Consider the following 20,123-nt stretch of genomic DNA (forward strand, 5'->3'; position numbering starts at 1 on the left):
CCCGTCTCACTATCCGGACAACTGTCCACGCGCACGAGGGCCCGCCGACGATGTCGGCGGGCCCTCGCCGGCAGGGCGTTCCTCGAGCTGCGGTCCGGCGTCAGTCCACCACGCCGTAGAGGCGGTCCCCGGCGTCACCGAGACCCGGCACGATGTAGGCGTTCTCATCGAGGCGTTCGTCCTTCGCAGCCAGGACGATGTTGACCTCCGAGTCCCCGAGCTCCTCCTCGAGGGCGGCGAGCCCCTCGGGGGCCGCGAGCAGGCAGACGCAGGTGATCTGCTCCGCTCCGCGGCGGTAGAGGAACTTGATGGCCTCGCGCAGGGTGCCGCCCGTGGCGAGCATCGGGTCGAGCACGAAGACCTGGCGGCCGGTCAGGTCGTCCGGCAGCCGCTCGGCGTAGGTGATGATGTCCAGGGTGTCCTCGTTGCGGGCCATCCCGAGGAACCCGACCTCCGCGGTGGGGATCAGCCGGGTCATGCCGTCGAGCATGCCCAGGCCCGCCCGCAGGATCGGGACGACCAGGGGCCGCGGCTTCGACAGCCCCACACCGGTGGTCCGGGTGACCGGCGTGTCGATCTCCACGGGCTCCACGCGGACGCCCCGCGTGGCCTCGTACGCGAGCAGCGTCACGAGCTCCTCGACGAGCAGTCGGAACACCGGGGACGTGGTGTCCTTGTCCCGGAGCACGGTCAGTTTGTGTGCCACCAAAGGGTGGTCGAGAACGGTCACTCGCATGGACCAAAATTACCACCGGGGCCGGAACCGCCCGCCGGGTCGTCCCGGCCCCGTCCCGACCGACCGTCCCGGCAGCCAGTCCACGAGAGGACCCGCATGGCCCTGCCCGTCCGCACCCGTCCCCAGGCGCAGGCCGAGGAGTGGATGCGGCTCGCCCTCGACGAGGCCCGGGCCGCGCTCACCACCGGCGACGTGCCGATCGGCGCCGTCGTCGTCGGCCCGGACGGCACCGTGGTCGGCCGGGGCCGCAACCGCCGAGAGGCCGACGGCGACCCCACCGCCCACGCCGAGATCCTCGCCCTGCGCAACGCCGCCCGCGCGCTGGGCAGCTGGCGCCTGGACGGCTGCACCCTCGTGGTGACCCTCGAGCCCTGCGCGATGTGCGCCGGAGGGATCGTCCTGGCGCGCGTGCCGCGGGTGGTGCTGGGTGCGTGGGACGACAAGGCCGGCGCGGCCGGGTCCGTGCTCGACGTCCTGCGGGAGCGCCGGCTCAACCACTGGGTCGAGGTCACGGGGGGCGTCCTGGCCGACGAGTGCTCGCGCCTGCTCCTCGACTTCTTCGCGGGGCACCGGCGCGGCGCCCCCGGGAACGCACCGGACCGCGACGCCGGCCCGCCCGCCGCCGCTCCCGGCGGACCGCGGGCTTTTGGCGGTTGAGCGGGCCAGCCGGTAGAGTTCTGCGAGCTGGTGACGTGTCCGAGCGGCCGAAGGTGCATCACTCGAAATGATGTTTGGTGTAAAAGCCAACGAGGGTTCAAATCCCTCCGTCACCGCCAGTCCGGAAGGCCCCGGCTCCACGTGGAGCCGGGGCCTTCCGCGCGCCCGGGCACTCCTCCCCTCCCCGCCGCAGTGGAGGACCGCACCGCCCGCCACCTCCGGCCAGGCCCGCTAACGTGGTGCCGACCACAGCGCCCGCCGCCCGGCGGACCCTGCGGGAAGGCGGAGCATGACGGAGACGGCGCGGCCGGCGGAGGCACCGGGACACCTGGGCGCGGACGGGGAGGACTTCCCGGACGCCTACTTCATGCGGCTGGACGGGACCCGGTTCCGCTCGACGCTGCACTCGCAGGGCGCGTGGAACGACGCGGAGCAGCACATGGCGGCCGCCTCCGGGCTGCTGGCCCACGCCGTGGACGTGGACCACCCCCGCGAGGACATGCTGCCGGCGCGCTTCTCCTACGACATCCTGGGCTTCATCCCGGGCGGCGAGGTCGAGGTGCGCACCCGGGTGCTCCGCCCGGGCCGCACCATCGAGCTGCTCGAGGCGACCATGAGCCACGGGGGCCGCTCCTGCATCCGGCTCACCGTCTGGCGGCTGCTCCGCGGCGAGACCTCGGAGGCCGCGGGGACCCTGCGCCCGGCCATGCCCCCGGTCTCCGACGCCGTTCCCACGCACATGGGCGACCGCTGGGGCGGCGGCTACATCGGCTCGATCGAGGCCCGCACCGTGCGCGAGCACCGGCCCGGCAGCGCCGCCATGTGGCTGCGGGCACCGCACGCCGTCGTCGACGGCGAGGAGGCCTCCGTCACCGCGCGGTTCCTCGCGGCGGTGGACGCCGCCAACGGGATCGCGGTGCGGGTGGGCCCCGACGAGCTGGCCTTCCCCAACGTGGACCTCAGCGTCCACCTGGTGCGGGATCCGGTCTCCCCGTGGGTGGGCCTGGACACCCACGTGACCTTCGGCCCCACGGGGGTGGGGCTCACCGAGTCGGCCCTGCACGACGAGGCCGGCTACCTCGGCCAGGCGGCCCAGGCCCTCACAGTGCGGCCCCTGCCCGCCGCCCGCTGAGCCCTGCGCGGGACGCCCCCGGCGCGACCGTACAATGGGCGGCGGGATTTCCGACGTCGAGACCAGGGGCGAGCGCGCCCCGAGGAGGCCATCCAGTGAGCAGCATCCAGATCACCGTGATCGACCGCGAGGGCAACCGCACCGAGGGGGTCGAGTGGAAGGACCACGAGAGCCTGATGGAGGCCCTCACCCGCCACAAGTACCCCATCCTCGCGACCTGCGGCGGCAACGCCTCCTGCTCCACGTGCCACTCGTACCTCGACGCGGCCTCCTTCGCGAAGACCAACGAGATCAACGACGAGGAGGAGGACCTCCTCGACATGCTCGACGACACCCGCCACGACACCTCCCGGCTGAGCTGCCAGGTCGAGTGGTCCGAGGACCTCGACGGCGCCGAGGTCACGATCGCCCCCGAGTGGTGAGCCGCCGTCCCTGCGGGGACGGCCACCAGCACTGATCAGCAGCACCGGACGGACCGGCGAACCCGCCGCGCAGGAAGTGGACCCATGACCGATATCCGTGACGACCTCACCACCCGCGCCGCCTATGTCTCCGACGCGTCCATCTACCGGCGGCTGCCGGCGGCGGTCGCGGAGCCCTCGACCGTGGAGGAGGTGAGGGAGCTGCTGGTGTTGGCGAAGGAGCGGGGGTGGCCGGTGACTACCCGGGGTGGGGGGACCTCGGTGGCGGGCAACGCGATCGGGGAGGGGTTGATCATCGACACCTCCCGGCACTTCAACCGGATCCTGGCGATCGACCCGGAGGCGAGGACGGCGACCATCGAGCCGGGGGTGATCTGCGACCAGCTGCGGGCGGCGGCGGCCGAGTTCGGTCTGACCTACGGCCCCGATCCCTCCACGCATTCGCGGGCCACGATCGGGGGGATGGTCGCCAACAACGCCTGCGGGTCCCACTCGGTGGCGTGGGGCACCTCCGCGGACAACCTCGTGGCGCTGACCGTGATGCTCGCCGACGGCCGGGAGGTGGAGCTGCACGCCGGGGGGACCTCCGACCCCGCGCTCACCCGGGCGCTGACGGGGTTGCGGGACCGGCACCTGGCGATGCTGCGCACCGAGCTGGGCCAGTTCCCCCGGCAGGTCTCCGGCTACGGGCTGCACTACCTGCTGGGGGAGAAGGGCTTCGACGTCGCCAAGGCCTTCGCCGGCACGGAGGGCACCTGCGGGATCATCACCGAACTCACCGTCCGGCTGGTGGCCAAGCCCGCGCACACGGCCCTGGCCGTGCTGGGCTTCACCGACGCCTTCGCCGCCGCCACCGCGGCCCCGAAGCTGCGCGTGCCCGGGGTGTACACGATCGAGGGCATGGGCGCGGACCTGGTGGAGGCCCTGCAGACCCGCCCGGGCCGGGAGCAGTCCGGCTCCGAGCTGCCGGCCGGCGGGGGCTGGCTGTACTGCGAGGTCGGCGCCGACACCCTCGCCGAGGCCGAGGCCAGGGCGCGGCAGCTGCCGGGGCTGGTGCCCGAGCACGTGGTGGACTCGATCGTGGTGGCCGAGGCCCCGCTGGCGCGGGCGCTGTGGGGGATCCGCGAGGCCGGGGCGGGCATCGTGACCCGCCTGCCCGACGGCGGGGAGGCCTGGCCGGGCTGGGAGGACTCCGCGGTGCCGCCGGCGCGGCTGGGGGAGTACCTGCGGGACCTCTACGACCTGCTCCACGAGCTGGGCCTGACCGGCATCCCCTTCGGCCACTTCGGGGAGGGCTGCGTGCACATCCGCATCTCCTTCGATTTCGGCACCGACGAGGGAATGGCGACCTACCGCACGTTCATCGAGCGGGCGGCGGAGCTGGTCCACCGCTACGGCGGGTCCGTCTCCGGGGAGCACGGCGACGGGCGCGCCCGCTCCGAGCTGCTCTCGACCATCTACTCCCCGGAGGCCCTGGCCGCCTTCGCGGAGTTCAAGGCCGTCTTCGACCCGGACGGGTTCTTCAACCCCGGCGTGCTGGTGGACCCCGAGCCCATCGACCAGGGCATCCGCCCCGGCCCCGGCGCCCGGACGTTCGAGCTCACCCCCGTGCACGCGTTCTCCCGGGACGGCGGGTCATTCTCCAGCGCCGTGAACCGCTGCGTGGGCGTGGGCTCGTGCCGTTCCGACGTCGGCGCGATGTGCCCCTCCTTCCAGGCCACCGGGGACGAGGTGCACTCGACTCGGGGCCGGGCCCGCACGCTGGCCGAGATGCTGCGCGGGGAGTCCATCACGGACGGGTGGCAGTCCAAGGAGGCCCTCGAGGCCCTGGACCTGTGCCTGTCCTGCAAGGCCTGTGCCACGGAGTGCCCGGTCAACGTGGACATGGCCACGTACAAGGCCGAGTTCCTGCACCACCACTACGGCCAGGGCCTGCGCTCCTTCCTCGGGGCCAACCGCCGGCCGATGGCCCAGTTCACGATGGGCTGGATGCCGCTGCTGATGCGGATCGTGGAGAAGGTGCCCTTCTCCTTCCGGCTCATCAACCTGCTCGAGTCCAACCGGGCGGTCGAGGAGCTGACCAAGCGGCTGGGCGGGATCGAGCCGAAGCGGCGGATGATCTCCTTCGCCGACCAGCCGCTCACCCGGTGGTTCCGCGGCCGCCCCGACCGCCGCCCCGGCGACGACGCCGAGGGCCGGCCCACCGTGGTGCTGTGGCCGGACACGTTCACGAACTTCGCCGCCGACGCCCCCGGCAAGGCGGCCGTGGAGGTCCTGGAGGCCATGGGCTACCGGGTGCTGATGCCGATGGGCAGCGTGTGCTGCGGGCTGACCTTCCACTCCACCGGGCAGCTGGACATGACCCGGAAGGTCCTCACCGACACCCTGGACGTGATGGCCCCGCTGATCGAGGCCGGCTACCCGATCATCGGCCTGGAGCCCTCCTGCACGGTCATGCTCCAGGACGAGATCACGGAGCTGCTCCCCGACGACCCCCGGGCCCGGCGCGTCTCGGAGCTCACCACGACGATCGGCGCGTTCGCGGCCGCCCACCTGGACGCCGGCGGCCCCTGGCCCTTCCGGGAGCTGGCCACCGAGACCGGCCCCGCCGAGGCCGTGTGCCAGGTGCACTGCCACCAGAAGTCCATGCTCGGCTACGGCCCCGAGCTGCAGGTGCTGGCGAAGCTGGGCGTGGACACCGCCGTGGTGGGCGGGGGCTGCTGCGGGCTGGCGGGCAACTGGGGCTTCGAGCCCGGCCACTACGAGGTCTCGCAGACCCTGGGCGAGAAAGCGCTCTTCCCGGCGGTGCGGGCCGCGGCCGAGGACACGATCGTGCTCGCCGACGGCTTCTCCTGCCGCACCCAGATCGCCCAGGGCACCGGCACCGACGGCGTGCACCTGGCCCAGGTGCTGCGCTCCGCCCTGCCCCCACAGGAACCCAGCCAGCAGTAGCAGGGTCGTGCGGGGGCCCCTCCGGGCGAGGCGCCGCTCCCGGAGGCGTGTCGGTGCCCCCGCCTAGAATGGAGGACCTGGGAGGCGGCCCGCCTCCTCGGGGCGTGGCCGCCCACGACGTCCGCACGAGGAGGATCGCCCCCATGCCCTCTCCCGCCTCCCACCCCGCGCCGCCCGCCGCGGCGAGCGGCGCCGGATCCGTCGTCGTGCCGTCCGGCGCCGGGGCCTGCGGCGCCCCGCGAGCCCAGCAGCCGGTGATCCGGGGCTCCGGTGGCTGACGCGGCGCTCGCACTCTTCACCGCACCCACCCGGACCTGGTTCGAGGGGGCGTTCGCCGCGCCGACCGACGCCCAGGAGGGCGCCTGGCGGGCGATCGCGGCGGGGCACCACGCCCTGATCGTGGCCCCCACGGGCTCGGGCAAGACCCTGGCCGCGTTCCTGTGGGCCCTGGACCGCTTCGTGGCCGAGACGGTCCCCCGCCCGGCGCGCCCGGGCGCCTCCGGGTCCCCCCGGGCGGCCGCGGGCGCCGGGGGGCAGGACACGGCGGGAGCGGACACGGGCGGAAGCCTGCGGGCCAAGGCCCGCGCGGCGAGCGCGAAGGGCGAGCGCCGCGGGACCCGGGTGCTCTACATCTCCCCCCTGAAGGCCCTGGGCGTGGACGTCGAGCGCAACCTGCGGGCCCCGCTGATCGGCATCACCCAGACCGCCCGGCACCAGGGCGCCGAGCCGCCCGAGATCAGCGTGGGCGTGCGCTCCGGGGACACCCCGCAGGCGATCCGCCGGGCGCTGCTGACCAACCCGCCGGACATCCTCATCACCACGCCCGAGTCGCTCTACCTGATGCTCACGTCCAAGGCGCGGGAGACCCTCACGGACGTGGAGACGGTCATCGTGGACGAGGTGCACGCCGTGGCCGGCACCAAGCGGGGCGCGCACCTGGCCGTGACGCTGGAGCGGCTCGACGCCCTCCTGGAGAAGCCGGTCCAGCGGATCGGGCTGTCCGCGACCGTCGAGCCGATCGAGACGGTCGCGCGGTTCCTGGGCGGCCGGGAGCCGGTCTCCGTCGTCGCCCCGCGGGCGGATAAGAAGTGGGACCTTGCGGTCTCCGTGCCGATCCCGGACATGACTGTGCTGGGCGGGCCCAGCGCGTCGCCGTCCCTGGCGGGGTCCGGCTTCGGCGACGACGACCTCGACGCCCTCGGGCCCCGGGCCACGGCCTCGATCTGGCCGCACGTCGAGGAGCGGGTCGTCGACCTCGTCCTGGAGAACCGCTCCACGATCGTGTTCGCCAACTCCCGCGGCCTCGCCGAGAAGCTCACCGCCCGGCTCAACGAGATCTACGCCTTCCGCCTCGAGCACGCCGCCCAGGACGCCCCGGACGGGCCCGGAGCCCCGGCCGGTCCCGGCCCGTGGGACGGTGGCGCCGGGGGCCCGGCGGACACCGCCCCGCAGCAGGTGGGGGACGTCCTGCGCGACGCCCTGGCCGGGCGGTCCGCCCCCGGGCACGCCACCGGGTCGGGCACGGGGCCGGCGGCGCCCGAACCGGCCGAGCTGCGCCGGCAGACGGGCCGCTACGAGGGGGCCGACCCCGTGCTGGCGCGCGCCCACCACGGGTCGGTGTCGAAGGACCAGCGGGCGCTGATCGAGGACGACCTCAAGACCGGGCGGCTGCGCTGCGTCGTCGCGACGTCCTCCCTGGAACTGGGCATCGACATGGGCGCCGTGGACCTCGTGGTGCAGATCGAGGCCCCGCCCTCGGCGGCCTCGGGCCTGCAGCGGGTGGGCCGGGCGGGCCACCAGGTGGGCGAGATCTCCCGCGGCTGCGTGTACCCCAAGCACCGCGGGGACCTCCTCGACGCGGCGGTGACGGTGGAGCAGATGCTCCGGGGCCGGATCGAGCCCCTGGCCGTGCCCGCCAACCCGCTCGACATCCTGGCCCAGCAGACGGTCGCCGCGACCGCGCTCGGCCCCGTCGACGTCGAGGAGTGGTTCGACACCGTCCGCCGTTCCGCCCCCTTCCTCGCCCTGCCGCGCTCGGCCTTCGACGCGACGCTGGACCTGCTCTCGGGCCGCTACCCCTCCGACGAGTTCGCCGAGCTGCGCCCGCGCGTCGTGTGGGACCGCGAGACGGGCACCGTGGAGGGCCGGCCCGGCGCGCAGCGGCTGGCCGTGACCTCCGGCGGGACCATCCCCGACCGCGGCCTGTTCGCCGTCTACCTCGTGGGCGAGCAGGACGGGAAGAACTCCCGGCGGGTGGGTGAGCTCGACGAGGAGATGGTCTACGAGTCCCGCGTGGGCGACGTGATCGCGCTGGGCGCCTCCAGCTGGCGGATCGAGGAGATCACCCACGACCGGGTCATCGTCTCCCCCGCCCCCGGGGTGCCGGGCAAGCTGCCCTTCTGGCACGGGGACGGGCCCGGGCGGCCCGTGGAGCTGGGCCGGGCGGTGGGCCGCTTCGTCCGCGAGCTCGCCGGGGCTCCCGACGACGACGCACGCACCCGCCTGCGCGGGGCCGGCCTGGACGAGTGGGCGGCCGACAACCTGCTGGCCTACGTGGGCGAGCAGCGGGAGGCGGTGGGGCAGGTCCCCTCCGACACCCTCTTCGTCGTCGAGCGCTTCCACGACGAGCTCGGCGACTGGCGCGTGGTGCTGCACTCCCCCTTCGGGATGCCGGTGCACGCCCCGTGGGCCCTCGCGGTGGGCGCGCGGCTGCAGGAGCGCTACGGGCTCGACGGCTCCGCGCAGGCCGCCGACGACGGCATCGTGCTGCGGGTGCCCGCCATGGAGGACGAGCCGCCGGGCGCCGAGCTGTTCCTGTTCGATCCCGACGAGCTCGAGCAGATCGTCACCGAGCAGGTGGGCGGCTCGGCGCTGTTCGCCTCCCGCTTCCGGGAGTGCGCCGCCCGGGCCCTGCTCCTGCCGCGCCGCGACCCCGGCCGGCGCACGCCGCTGTGGCAGCAGCGCCAGCGCTCGGCGCAGCTGCTCGACGTCGCCCGCAAGTACCCCCAGTTCCCGATCATCCTCGAGACCGTGCGCGAGTGCCTCCAGGACGTCTACGACCTGCCGGCGCTCAAGGCCCTGCACCAGGCGGTGGAGCGGCGGGCGATCCGCGTGGTCGAGACGACCACGGAGCAGCCCTCCCCCTTCGCCCGCACCCTGCTGTTCGGCTACGTCTCCCAGTTCCTCTACGAGGGCGACTCCCCGCTCGCCGAGCGCAAGGCCGCGGTGCTCTCCCTCGACACCGCGCTGCTCAACGAGCTGCTGGGCCGGGCGGAGCTGCGGGAGCTGCTGGACCCGGACGTGCTCGAGCGCACGGAGGCGGAGCTGCAGCGCCTGGCCCCGGACCGCCGGCTGCGCGGCGCCGAGGGTGCCGCGGACCTGCTGCGCCTGCTCGGCCCGCTGACCACCGCGGAGGCGGCCCGCCGGCTCCAGGACCCCGGGGAGCCGGACGCCGCGTGCCCCGAGGACGTGGCCGCCGGGTGGCTCGGCGAGCTGGTGGGCGCGAACCGCGCCCTGCGGGTGCACCTGCGCGGCGTCGAGCACTGGGCGGCGATCGAGGACGCCGCCCGGCTGCGCGACGCCCTCGGCGTTCCCCTGCCGATGGGCGTGCCGCTGGCCTTCGTCGAGCCGGTGGCGGACCCGCTGGCGGACCTCGTCTCCCGCTACGCCCGCACCCACGGGCCCTTCACCGTGGACGAGGCCGCCGGGCGGCTCGGGCTGGGCGTGGCCGTCGTGCGGACCACGCTCGAGCGGCTCGCCGCGGACCGGCGCGTCGTCGAGGGCGAGTTCCGCCCCGCGGAGTGGCTCGCGCAGCGCGGCGCCGCAGCGGCCTCGGAGTGGTGCGAGGCGGAGGTGCTGCGCCGGATCCGGCGCCGCTCCCTCGCCGCGCTGCGCCGCGACGTGGAGCCCGTCCCCGGCCAGGTCTACGCCCGGTTCCTCCCGGCGTGGCAGCACGTGGGCGGGGGGAACCAGCTGCGCGGCGAGGACGGCGTCCTGACCGTCGTGGACCAGCTCGCGGGCGTGGCCGTGCCGGCCTCCGCGTGGGAGCCCCTCGTGCTCGCCGCGCGCGTGGCCGGCTACCGGCCGGAGCTGCTCGACGAGCTCACCGCCTCCGGGGAGGTGCTGTGGTCCGGGGCGGGCTCCCTCGCGGGCGACGACGGGTGGGTGTCCCTGCACCTGAGCGAGGCCGCCGCCCTGACCCTGCCGCCCGCCGAGGTCCTCGGCGGGCGCGCCGCCGCCCTGGACTCCGCGCTGGAGCGGCGGGTGCTCGACGCGCTCGGCACGGGCGGCGCCTGGTTCTTCCCGCAGCTGCTGGGCCTGCTCGACGCGACCGGGGACCCCGTGCCCGCCGCCGAGCTGACCACGGCGCTGTGGAACCTCGTGTGGGCGGGGCTCGTCACCAACGACACGTTCCTGCCGGTCCGCGCGCTGCTCTCCGGGGGCCAGGCCGCCCACCGGCACAAGCCCCGGGCCGCGCGGGGCCGTTCGACCGTGCGCCGCGGCGCCGCGCGGCTGCGCACGGGCGGCGCCGCGACGGGCGGGGGCCTGCGCGCGGGCGCGGCGACGCTCGACCGGCACGACTCCCCGCTCGTGGCCGGGCGCTGGTCTCTGCTGCGCCCCGAGCCCCTGGACCCGACGCTGCGGGCCTCCGCGACCGCCGAGCTGCTCATGGACCGCTACGGCGTGGTGACCAAGGGCCCCGTGGCGGTCGAGGAGATCCAGGGGGGCTTCGCCACGATGTACAAGGTGCTGTCCACGCTCGAGGACACCGGCCGGTCCCGGCGCGGCTACTTCGTCGAGGGCCTGGGCGCCGCCCAGTTCGCGCAGGCCGCCACGGTGGACCACCTGCGCACGTTCAGCACCGACGACCAGGTCCGCACCGAGGAGCCCGTGGCGCTCGCGCTGGCCGCCACCGACCCCGCCAACCCGTACGGCGCCGCCCTGGAGTGGCCGGACCCGGTGGCCGCGGCCTCCCCCGACGGCGGGGCCGGCGCGGGGCGGCACCGGCCCGGGCGCAAGGCGGGCGCCGTCGTCGTGCTCGTGGACGGGGCCCTGGCCCTGTACGTCGAGCGCGGGGGCCGCACCGTCCTGGTCTTCACGGACGACGCCGGGGTCCTGGCGGCCGCCGGTCCCGCCGTGGCCGAGACCGTCCGGCGCGGCGCCGTGGACAAGCTCACCGTGGAGAAGGTCAACGGCGCCGAGGTCCTCGGCCAGGGCCCGCTCGAGACCGCGGTGCGGGAGTCCCTGCTGGCCGGGGGGTTCTACTCGACCCCGCGCGGGCTGAGGATGCGCCGGTGAGCGCCGCGGGAGGTGCCCGTGCCCGAGGGTGACACCGTCCACCGCCAGGCCGCGCTGCTGCGCCGCGCCCTGGCCGGGAAGGTGCTCACGCGCAGCGACCTGCGCTTCCCGTCGATCGCGACCGCGGACCTGTCCGGGCGGACCGTGACGGAGGTGGTCCCCCGCGGCAAGCACCTGCTGATCCGCCTCGACGGCGGCCCGGAGGGCCTGACCCCGCTGACCCTGCACTCCCACCTGCTCATGGAGGGGATGTGGCACGTCTACCCGCGGGGGGAGCGGTGGCGGAGGCCCGGCTACCAGGCCCGCGCGGTCCTGGAGACCGCCGGCGCCCAGGCGGTGGGCTTCGACCTGGGGATGCTCGATCTGGTGCCCACCGCGGACGAGGACGACCTCGTGGGCCACCTGGGGCCGGACCTGCTCGGCCCGGACTGGGACCGGGCGGAGGCCCTGGCGCGGCTGGCCCGCCACCCGCGCCGCCGTGTGGGCGCGGCGCTCATGGACCAGCGCAACCTCGCCGGCATCGGCAACGTCTACCGCAACGAGGTGCTGTTCCTGCGGCGGCTGCACCCCTACACCGCGGTCGAGGACGTCGCGGACCTCGGCGCGCTCGTGGACCTCTCGTACCGGCTGCTGCACGCCAACCGGGACCGCTCGCAGCGCTCCACCGTGGGCGGCCCGGCCCGGCGCGGCGAGCAGTTCTGGGTCTACGGCCGCGCCGGCCGGCCGTGCCGCCGCTGCGGGACGCGGATCGCGGAGGCACGGATCGACGACGCCGAGCTCGTCCCCGGGGAGCCCTCCCCGGGGCCTCCCCGGGACCGGGCGATCTGGTTCTGCGGCCGCTGCCAGCCCGTGTCCTGAGGGCCGCGGCGGGCCGCGCCCTCCTATCCTGGGAGCGCCCCGGCGCCCCCAGGACAGGAGACGACCATCGACACCCCCCTGCTCGACACCGCCTATTTCCCCGCGCCCGAGGACGGCGCCGACGGCGACGAGGTCCGCAGCGCGTCCCCCGCCTCCGCCGCGGCCCTCGACCAGCGCCCCGACGTGGTGCGCCACAAGGACCGCTTCGCCCTGCGCCTGACCGACCAGACGCCCTACGCCGTCATGGTGGAGAACCTGCTGTTCGTGCGCGAGGTGCTCGAGGAGGCCGGGATCGACTACCTCCTGGTGCGGGGCAACGACGAGCGGCCCGTGGTCGCGGTGGACGTGGGCGAGCGCGCCCGGCTGCGGGCGGCGCTGGTCGCGGCGGCGGCGGGCGAGCCGTACTACGTCAAGCCCATGGACACGAAGCGGAAGACCTCCGAGCTGCTCGCCGACGGGCAGCTCACGCACCGGCGCGACGCCCGGGTGCTGCGCCTGTACCGGCCGCACTGGTCGAAGCGCTCGAAGCTCTACTACGGCGCGGCGACCGGCGTGCAGATCGAGCTGTGGGAGTTCCGGGAGCAGGAGATCCGGCTGCCCGTCGAGAACTCGCTGACCCGCCGCACCGTCTCGCGCGCGGAGGCCGTGCGCGGGACCGTGGAGCGCTTCGGCCTGCGGTGGCCCACCATCGAGAACATGTTCGCCGACCACGCGAGCGACATCGACTTCGAGATCGACATGGTCTTCTCCTGGGTCGACGGCTCCGACCCCGAGTACCGCCGGGTCCGGGCCTCCTACATGGAGGACGCGGTCGTGGGCGAGGGCGACGACCACGAGGCCCGCTTCCGGCAGCTCGACGAGCTGAAGTACGCCCTGCGCTCGGTGCACATGTTCGCCCCGTGGGTGCGCCGGATCTGGATCGCCACCGACTCCGGGGCCCCGGCCTGGCTGGCCGAGCACCCCCGGGTGCGGGTGGTGCCGAGCGAGGAGTTCTTCGCGGACACCTCGGTGCTGCCGGTCTACAACTCCCAGGCGGTGGAGGCCCAGCTGCACCGCATCCCGGAGCTGAGCGAACACTTCCTGTACTCCAACGACGACATGTTCTTCGGGCGCCCGATCGGCCCGGCGCTGTTCTTCTCCCCCGGCGGGGTGACCAAGTTCGTCGAGGCCACGACCCGCATCGGGCTGGGCGAGGGCCATCCGGAGCGCTCGGGCTTCGAGAACGCCGCCCGCGTCAACCGCCGGCTGCTGTGGGAGCGCTTCGGGCGGGTCACCACCCGGCACCTGCAGCACTGCGCCGCGCCGCTGCGCCGGGGCGTGGTCGAGGAGCTCGAGCGCGAGTTCCCCCGGGAGTTCGAGCGCACCGCGGCCAGCCGCTTCCGCGCCGCGGACAACATCTCCGTGACGAACTCCCTGTACCACTACTACGCCCTGCTCACCGGCCGGGCCGTGACCCAGGAGGCCGCGCGCACCGAGTACGTGGACTCCACCACCCGGGCCGGGCTGAAGCAGATGGACCGGCTGCTGTCCCGGCGGGACCGGGACATGTTCTGCCTCAACGACGGCAGCTTCCCCGAGGTCCCCGCCGCGGAGCGCGCGGAGCGGATGACGGCGTTCCTGGAGCGCTACTTCCCGGTCAAGGCGCCCTGGGAGAAGTGAGCGCGGGACGGGCCCGCCCCGCGGGGCCGCGTCGCACCGGGGACCGGTGCCGCCCGGCGCGCGGCGGGCTTTGTGGCCGGCCGCACCCGCGGGTAACGTCGGTCTCGCCGACGGCGGGTCCCACCACGGACCGTCCACCAGGCAGAACTGCATCAGCCACCACGCAGCGGCCGCCGTCGGCGCACATCCCGGTTCTGGCGCGTCAGAGCCCGCACGCGGCGCCTGCCCCATCCCCGGAGTTGCGCATGAGCACAGACCAGCCTTCCGTCCCGGCCGCGGCCGAGGAGCACCTGCGCGAGGCGGTCGCCCTCGCGGTCGAGAACGTCGGGGCCGACGGCGGGCCCTTCGGCGCCGTCGTGGTGACCGCCGACGGCCGTCGCTTCACGGGCGTCAACCGCGTCACCGCCGAGCACGACCCGACGGCGCACGCCGAGGTGATGGCCATCCGCACCGCCTGCCGCGAGCTGGGCACGTTCGACCTCTCCGGGGCGACCCTCTACTCGAGCTGCGAGCCGTGCCCCATGTGCCTGGCCGCGTCCCTGTGGGCCCGGCTGGACGCCGTGTACTTCGCCGCGGACCGCCACGACGCCGCGGCCGGCGGCTTCGACGACGCGGAGTTCTACGACTACTTCGCCAAGCCGGTGGAGGAGCGCTCCCTGCCGGTGCGGCCCGTCGACCTCCGGGAGCGGACCGCGCCCTTCGAGGCGTGGACCGCGAGCACCACCCGGATCGACTACTGAGGGCCCGGGCCCCGCGGTCGGGCCGGCCGTGGGCACGGCCGGCCCGGTGACGTCCCGGGCGCGTCGGCGGCGGGGGTGACGGGACCGCATGCGCGCCCGGTGTCCGATTCGCGCACGCAGGACCCGGCACCGGTGGGCAGATCCCGGTGCGGGCCCGATCCTGGAGGGGCGGAGACGTCCTGCGTCCCGCCGGCCGGCCCCGGGCAACGGCGCCTGCGGCCGGCCACCACGACACGTTCACGACGGGGGAGCGGTGGACACGAACACCGTCCGGGGGCGGCAGGCGCACCTGCCGCCCCGGATGCGCGAACAGGCCGGGCGCGAGGGGGACCGGGTGCGGCGGGGGCCCTCCGGGCCCCGCCGGCGGACCGGGGTGCCCGGGGTCCGGCACCACCGGCAGGAGCGGTGATGCTCTGGGCGGTCACGGCGACGATCCGCACCCCGCGGCGGGTGCACGGGATGGCCCTGAACGCGGTGCAGCAGGAGATGGCCGCCCACGGGTGCCTGGCCCGCAGCAGCGGCGTTCCCGGCGTGTGCGTGCGCGTGCAGGTGCAGGCCGACGACGCTGCGGCCGCCTATGTCGCGGGCCTGGGGGTGCTGGCCACGGAGATCCTCCCGCACCTGCCCGGAGCGGAGCTGACGGACCTGACCGCCGGCCCCGCCGCCGGGCGCACCGAGTGGGGCGAGCTGCCCCGGAGCGCCTGAGCGTCCCGGCCCCGCGCGCCGTCAGTGCGCCGGCCGCCCCGGGGCGGCCAGCTTCGGGAGCAGGTCGGCCGCCACGCTGATGGCGATCACGGCGGGCTCCTTGCCGGCAACGCCGGGCAGGCCGATGGGGCACGCGATCCGGTCGACGACGTCCGCGGCGTGGCCCTCCTCCTGCAGCCGCACGCGGAACCGCGCCCACTTGGCGGCCGAGCCGATCAGCCCCACGGAGCCGAGGTCGTCGCGGCGCAGTGCGGCGTCGCAGAGCACGAGGTCCTCGGCGTGGTCGTGGCTCATCACGAGCACGTGGGTGCCGGGCGGCAGCGCGGCCAGCACGGCCTCCGGGGCGGGGCTGCGGTGGACGTGGACCTGGGCGGGCCCGTCGACCACGCCGGCGAGCCGGTCCGGCTCCAGCCGGCCCTCGCGGCTGTCCACCAGGTGCAGGTGCAGCGGCAGCCGGGAGAGCACCCGGGCGAGCTCGTGGCCGACGTGGCCGAGCCCGAACACCGCGACGGCGGGGCGCGCCCGCTGGGGCTCCAGCAGCACGCTGACGACGCCCCCGCAGCACTGCCGCCCGTGCTGGACCGTGGCGTGCTCGTGGAGCGGGAAGACCATGGTCTCGGGCACGCTCGCCCCGGACGCCAGCATCGCCCGCGCCCGCTCGACCACGGTGGCCTCGAGGTTGCCGCCGCCGACGCTGTCCCAGGTGGTGTCCGCGCCGACGACCATCTTCGCCCCGGCCTCGCGCGGGGCGTGCCCGCGCACCTCGGCCACGGTCACCAGCACGCCCGGCAGGCTCGCGGCGCGCAGGTGCTGCAGCGCGTCCAGCCAGTCCACGTCAGAGGGCGGCCGGCACGGACGCCGGCGGCGCGTCCGCCGGCGCGGCGCGGCGTGCCCGGTCGAGCGCCCAGAACACCGCCTCCGGGGTGGCCGGGCTGGCGAGCTCGACGCTGCGGTCGCCGGGGCCGAAGGCCGCCGCCGCCTCGCGCAGGGCCTCGCGCACGCTGAAGGCCAGCATGAAGGGCGGCTCCCCCACGGCCTTCGAGCCGTAGACCACGCCGCTCTCGGTGGCCTGCTCGAAGAGGTGGACGTTGAACTCCTCCGGCATCTCCGAGAAGCTGGGCAGCTTGTAGGTGCTCGCCGACTGGGTGGCCAGCCGCCCGCGGTGCGGGCCGTCGGAGACGTCCCAGCGCAGGTCCTCCAGGGTCAGCCAGCCGGCCCCCTGCACGAACCCTCCCTCGATCTGCCCCACGTCGATGAGCGGGGAGAGGCTGTCCCCGACGTCGTGGACGATGTCGGTGCGCAGCAGCCGGTACGCCCCGGTGAACCCGTCGACCTCCACCTCGGAGACGGCCGCCCCGTAGGAGAAGTACTTGAACGGCTCGCCCTGCATCCGGGAGCTGTCCCAGTGCAGGCCCTCGGTGCGGTAGTAGCCGGCGGCCCAGAGGGAGACCCGCTGGAAGTAGGCGTCGCGCGCGACCTCGGCGAAGGACAGGCCCGGGTCGTCGAAGCCGATGCCGGTGACCGTGCCCCGGACGAACCGCACGTCGTCGGGGTGGACGTCGAGCCTGCGGGCCGCGACCTCCGCGAGGCGGTCGCGGATCTGCTCGCACGCGTTCTTGATCGCCCCGCCGTTGAGGTCGGAGCCGGAGCTGGCCGCCGTCGCGGACGTGTTGGGCACCTTGTCCGTGCGGGTGGGCGCGAGCCGGACCGTCTCGAGGGGCACGCCCAGGGCCGTGGCGGCCACCTGGCGCATCTTCGTGTGCAGCCCCTGCCCCATCTCCGTGCCGCCGTGGTTGATGAGCACGGAGCCGTCCTTGTAGACGTGCACGAGGGCGCCCGCCTGGTTGAACGCCGTGAAGTTGAACGAGATGCCGAACTTCACCGGGGTGACGGCGAGCGCCCGCTTGGTGTCGGGGTGGCCGGCGTTGAACGCGGCGATCTGCTCGCGGCGGCGGTCGACGTCCGCGCGGTCCAGCAGCAGCCGCCAGATCGTCTGCAGCCGCTCCGCGTGCCGGACGGGCTGGCCGTAGGGGGTGCTCTGCCCGGGGTCGTAGAGGTTGCGGTGCCGCAGCTCGGCGGGGTCGAGGCCGAGCAGGGGCGCGCACCGGCCGAGGACGTCCTCGATGACGAACATCCCCTGCGGTCCGCCGAAGCCGCGGAACGCGGTCTGGGACGTCTTGTGCGTGCGCGCGATCCGGCCGCGGACCTCCACGGCGGGGATCCAGTAGGCGTTGTCGACGTGGCACAGCGCGCGGGCCAGCACGGGCTCCGAGAGGTCCAGGCTCCACCCGCCGTCGCTGGTCAGGGTGGCGCGCAGCGCCTGGATCCGCCCCGCCTCGTCGAAGCCGGCCTCCCAGCGGGCGTGGAAGGGGTGGCGCTTGCCCGTGAGCGTGACGTCCTGGGTGCGGTTGAGCCGCACCCGCACCGGCCGCCCGGTCAGCGCCGCCCCCAGGGCGGCGACGGCGGCGAAGCCGTGGGGCTGCATCTCCTTGCCGCCGAACGCCCCGCCCATGCGCAGGCACTGGACGGTGACCTCGTGGCTGTGCAGGCCCAGGACGTGGGCGACGATCTCCTGGGTCTCCGTGGGGTGCTGGGTGCTGGAGTGCACGAACACCTGCCCGGCCTCGTCCACGTAGGCGAGGGACGCGTGGGTCTCCAGGTAGAAGTGCTCCTGCCCGCCGAACTCCACCTCGCCGCTGAAGCGGTGGGCCGCGGCCGCCAGGGCCGCCTCGGCGTCGCCGCGGGCGATGGTGGGGCTCATGCCCTGGAAGCTCCCGGCCTCGACCGCCTCCCGCACGGTGAGCAGCGACGGGAGGGGCTCGTACTCGGCCTCGACCGCCTCGGCGCCCCGGCGGGCCGCCTCCAGGGTCTCGCCGAGCACCCAGCACACGGCCTGGCCGTGGAACATGACCTCGTCGGGGAACAGCGGCTCGTCGTGCTTGGTGCCGCCGTCGTTGACCCCGGGCACGTCCGCGGCCGTCAGGACCCGCGCCACCCCCGGCACGCCCAGGGCCGGGGCGGTGCGCAGGGCGAGCACCCGGGCGTGCGCGTGCGGGGCCTGGACGGGCCAGGCGTGGAGCACGCGGCGGGTGCGCGCGACCAGGTCGTCGGTGTACAGGGCCGCGCCCGTCACGTGCAGCGCGGCGCTCTCGTGGGCGACGGGCACGCCCACGACGGGGTCGACGGGGCGCTCGGCGAGGGACTTCATCGGGGGACCTCCGGGTCGGGGGCGGACGGCGTCTGCGCCCAGAACTTGAGCAGGGCCTGCCCCAGCATGGCGGAGCGGTAGCGGGCGCTGGCCCGCAGGTCGTCGATCGGGGTGCCCTCGCCGGCCATCACGGCCGCGGCGGCGGCCACGGTCTCCCGCGTCCACGGCCGGCCGGTGAGCGTGTCCTCGGTGGTCCGCGCCCGGATCGGGGTGGCGGCCATGCCGCCCAGGCCGATCCGCGCGGAGGTCACGGTCCCCCCGTCGAGGCGCACCGCCACGCCCACGGCCACGCTGGAGATGTCGTCGAAGCGCCGCTTGGCGATCTTGTAGAAGGCGGTGCGCCCGGCCAGGGGCAGGGGGATCCGCACGGCGCGCAGCAGCTCCCCGGTCTCCTTGACGGTCTGCCGGTAGCCGGTGAAGTACTCCGCCAGGGGCACCTCGCGCTCGCCGCGGGCGGAGGCCAGGACCACGGAGGCGTCCAGGGCCAGCAGGGCGGGGGCGGAGTCGCCGATCGGCGAGCCGGTCCCCAGGTTGCCGCCGAGCGTGGCGGCGTTGCGGATCAGCCGGGACGCGAACTGCGGGAAGAGCTGGTCGAGCAGGGGCACCCGCCCCGCGAGGCCGCGCTCGATCTCGGACAGGCTCAGGGCCGCCCCGATCTCGATCCGCTCGGCGCCGACCTCCAGCGTGCGCAGCGGCGCGAGCCGGTCCACGGCGAGCACCAGCGGCGGGCGGGCGTGCCGGAGGTTGACCTCCACCCCGGCGTCGGTGGCCCCGGCCACCAGCTGCGCGTCGGGGGTGCGCTCCAGGTGCTCGAGGAGCTCCTCGAGGGACCCGGGCCGGACGAACTCGGCCCCGTCGGCGCTCAGGCGGGTGGGGCGCGCGGGCGGCGCGGGCTGCTCCTGGCGCCGCCGCAGGGGGTCCGCGTCCTCCGGGGAGCCCAGCGCGTAGGCCGCGTCGCGGATGGGCCGGTAGCCGGTGCAGCGGCAGAGGTTGCCGCTGAGGGCGTGCAGGTCGAAGCCGTTGGGGCCGCACTCGTGGTCGCTCGCGTGCTCCTCCCCCGTGACCGCGGTGCCGGTCTGCACCCGGGCGCCCGCCCCGGAGGCACCGGAGGCGTCCCGCTCGGTCCGGTAGTACTCGGCGGCCATGGAGCAGACGAACCCGGGGGTGCAGTAGCCGCACTGGGAGCCGCCCCGCTGGGCCATCTCGCGCTGGACGGGGTGCAGCCGCTCGCCGGCGCCGGCGCCGCCCGCGCTGCCGAGCCCCTCCGCCGTGACCACCTCCTGGCCGTCGAAGGCGGCGGCGGGCGGCAGGCAGGCGTTCACCGAGGTCCACCGGCTCCGTCCGGCGCCGTCCGGCCGGGCCACGAGCACGGCGCAGGCCCCGCACTCGCCCTCGGCGCAGCCCTCCTTCGCCCCGGTCAGCCCCTCGGCCCGCAGCCAGTCGAGCAGACGGGTGTGGGGCCCGGCGCCGTCGCCGCCGCGCACCTGGCCGTTGACCGTGACTCGGATGCCGTCCATGCCTCACTGCTCCTCAACGTCCTGCGGGCCCGCGCTCCCCGGCCGGCGCGGCGGGGAACCGGGCGGGGCGGAACGCGGTACCCGGCCGAGGCCCGCACTCCGGGGACACGGGCCACAGCGGGCTTCCGGTGTGAGCGCGACTATACCGCTGGGGCGGTCGGCCCGCACGAGGGCACGGAAGCGGACGTCCACGAGGTGGGAGGCGGTCGCACAGGGACCGTCCGGGCCGTTCACACTCT

The 20,123-nt window shown here is 75.4% G+C and carries 14 protein-coding genes and 1 tRNA gene; 11 read left to right on the forward strand and 4 right to left on the reverse strand.

Annotation, left to right across the window (positions count from 1 at the left end; all coding sequences use genetic code 11):
• Positions 1-100 precede the first annotated feature (100 nt).
• The gene (gene upp / locus M3185_RS00595; protein ID WP_251331734.1) at positions 101-736 is read right to left on the reverse strand and encodes a uracil phosphoribosyltransferase; all 636 of its coding nucleotides are present in this window, start codon (positions 734-736) and stop codon (positions 101-103) included.
• Positions 737-832: 96 nt separating this feature from the next.
• Between upp and tadA the strand changes: the two genes are divergently transcribed.
• From tadA to M3185_RS00645, 11 genes are all read left to right on the forward strand, one after another.
• Positions 833-1,393 (forward strand): tRNA adenosine(34) deaminase TadA, encoded by a 561-nt coding sequence (gene tadA / locus M3185_RS00600; RefSeq protein ID WP_251331735.1) that lies wholly within the window; start codon positions 833-835, stop codon positions 1,391-1,393.
• A 29-nt stretch (positions 1,394-1,422) separates the two neighbouring features.
• Positions 1,423-1,512, forward strand: a tRNA-Ser gene (locus M3185_RS00605).
• A gap of 170 nt (positions 1,513-1,682) precedes the next feature.
• Positions 1,683-2,525, forward strand: a complete 843-nt coding sequence (locus M3185_RS00610) for a thioesterase family protein (protein ID WP_251331736.1) — start codon at positions 1,683-1,685, stop codon at positions 2,523-2,525.
• A gap of 95 nt (positions 2,526-2,620) precedes the next feature.
• Positions 2,621-2,947, forward strand: coding sequence for a 2Fe-2S iron-sulfur cluster-binding protein (locus M3185_RS00615; protein ID WP_251331737.1), 327 nt, complete (start codon positions 2,621-2,623; stop codon positions 2,945-2,947).
• Between the two features lie 84 nt (positions 2,948-3,031).
• Positions 3,032-5,899: an FAD-binding and (Fe-S)-binding domain-containing protein gene (locus M3185_RS00620; RefSeq protein ID WP_251331738.1), complete on the forward strand. Its 2,868-nt coding sequence runs from the start codon at positions 3,032-3,034 to the stop codon at positions 5,897-5,899.
• Positions 5,900-6,042: 143 nt separating this feature from the next.
• Positions 6,043-6,177, forward strand: a complete 135-nt coding sequence (locus tag M3185_RS17020; protein ID WP_285859261.1) for a hypothetical protein — start codon at positions 6,043-6,045, stop codon at positions 6,175-6,177.
• A complete protein-coding gene (locus M3185_RS00625; RefSeq protein WP_251331739.1) occupies positions 6,170-11,197 on the forward strand; it encodes an Lhr family ATP-dependent helicase in 5,028 nt (1,675 codons plus the stop codon). The genes M3185_RS17020 and M3185_RS00625 overlap by 8 nt, the downstream gene beginning before the upstream one ends.
• A gap of 18 nt (positions 11,198-11,215) precedes the next feature.
• Positions 11,216-12,055, forward strand: coding sequence for a DNA-formamidopyrimidine glycosylase family protein (locus tag M3185_RS17280; protein WP_251331740.1), 840 nt, complete (start codon positions 11,216-11,218; stop codon positions 12,053-12,055).
• Positions 12,056-12,238: 183 nt separating this feature from the next.
• On the forward strand, positions 12,239-13,714 hold the full coding sequence (locus M3185_RS00635) for a stealth family protein (RefSeq protein WP_374238446.1): 1,476 nt from the start codon (positions 12,239-12,241) through the stop codon (positions 13,712-13,714).
• 245 nt (positions 13,715-13,959) lie between these two features.
• On the forward strand, positions 13,960-14,454 hold the full coding sequence (locus tag M3185_RS00640; RefSeq protein ID WP_251331741.1) for a nucleoside deaminase: 495 nt from the start codon (positions 13,960-13,962) through the stop codon (positions 14,452-14,454).
• Between the two features lie 408 nt (positions 14,455-14,862).
• On the forward strand, positions 14,863-15,159 hold the full coding sequence (locus M3185_RS00645; RefSeq protein ID WP_251331742.1) for a hypothetical protein: 297 nt from the start codon (positions 14,863-14,865) through the stop codon (positions 15,157-15,159).
• 21 nt (positions 15,160-15,180) lie between these two features.
• Here M3185_RS00645 and xdhC read toward each other — a convergent pair whose 3' ends face one another.
• From xdhC to M3185_RS00660, 3 genes are read right to left on the reverse strand one after another with little or no spacing between them, the layout of a single operon-like run.
• Positions 15,181-15,993, reverse strand: a complete 813-nt coding sequence (gene xdhC / locus M3185_RS00650) for a xanthine dehydrogenase accessory protein XdhC (protein WP_251331743.1) — start codon at positions 15,991-15,993, stop codon at positions 15,181-15,183.
• Between the two features lies 1 nt (position 15,994).
• Positions 15,995-18,367 carry a xanthine dehydrogenase molybdopterin binding subunit gene (xdhB, locus tag M3185_RS00655; RefSeq protein WP_251331744.1) on the reverse strand — a complete coding sequence of 791 codons (2,373 nt, stop codon included), beginning with the start codon at positions 18,365-18,367 and terminating at the stop codon, positions 15,995-15,997.
• Positions 18,364-19,884, reverse strand: a complete 1,521-nt coding sequence (locus tag M3185_RS00660) for a xanthine dehydrogenase small subunit (RefSeq protein ID WP_251331745.1) — start codon at positions 19,882-19,884, stop codon at positions 18,364-18,366. Before M3185_RS00660 ends, xdhB begins: the two co-directional genes overlap by 4 nt.
• Positions 19,885-20,123: the final 239 nt, after the last annotated feature.

It is taken from the genome of Kocuria rosea (assembly GCF_023715525.1).
GTDB lineage: Bacteria > Actinomycetota > Actinomycetes > Actinomycetales > Micrococcaceae > Kocuria > Kocuria rosea_A.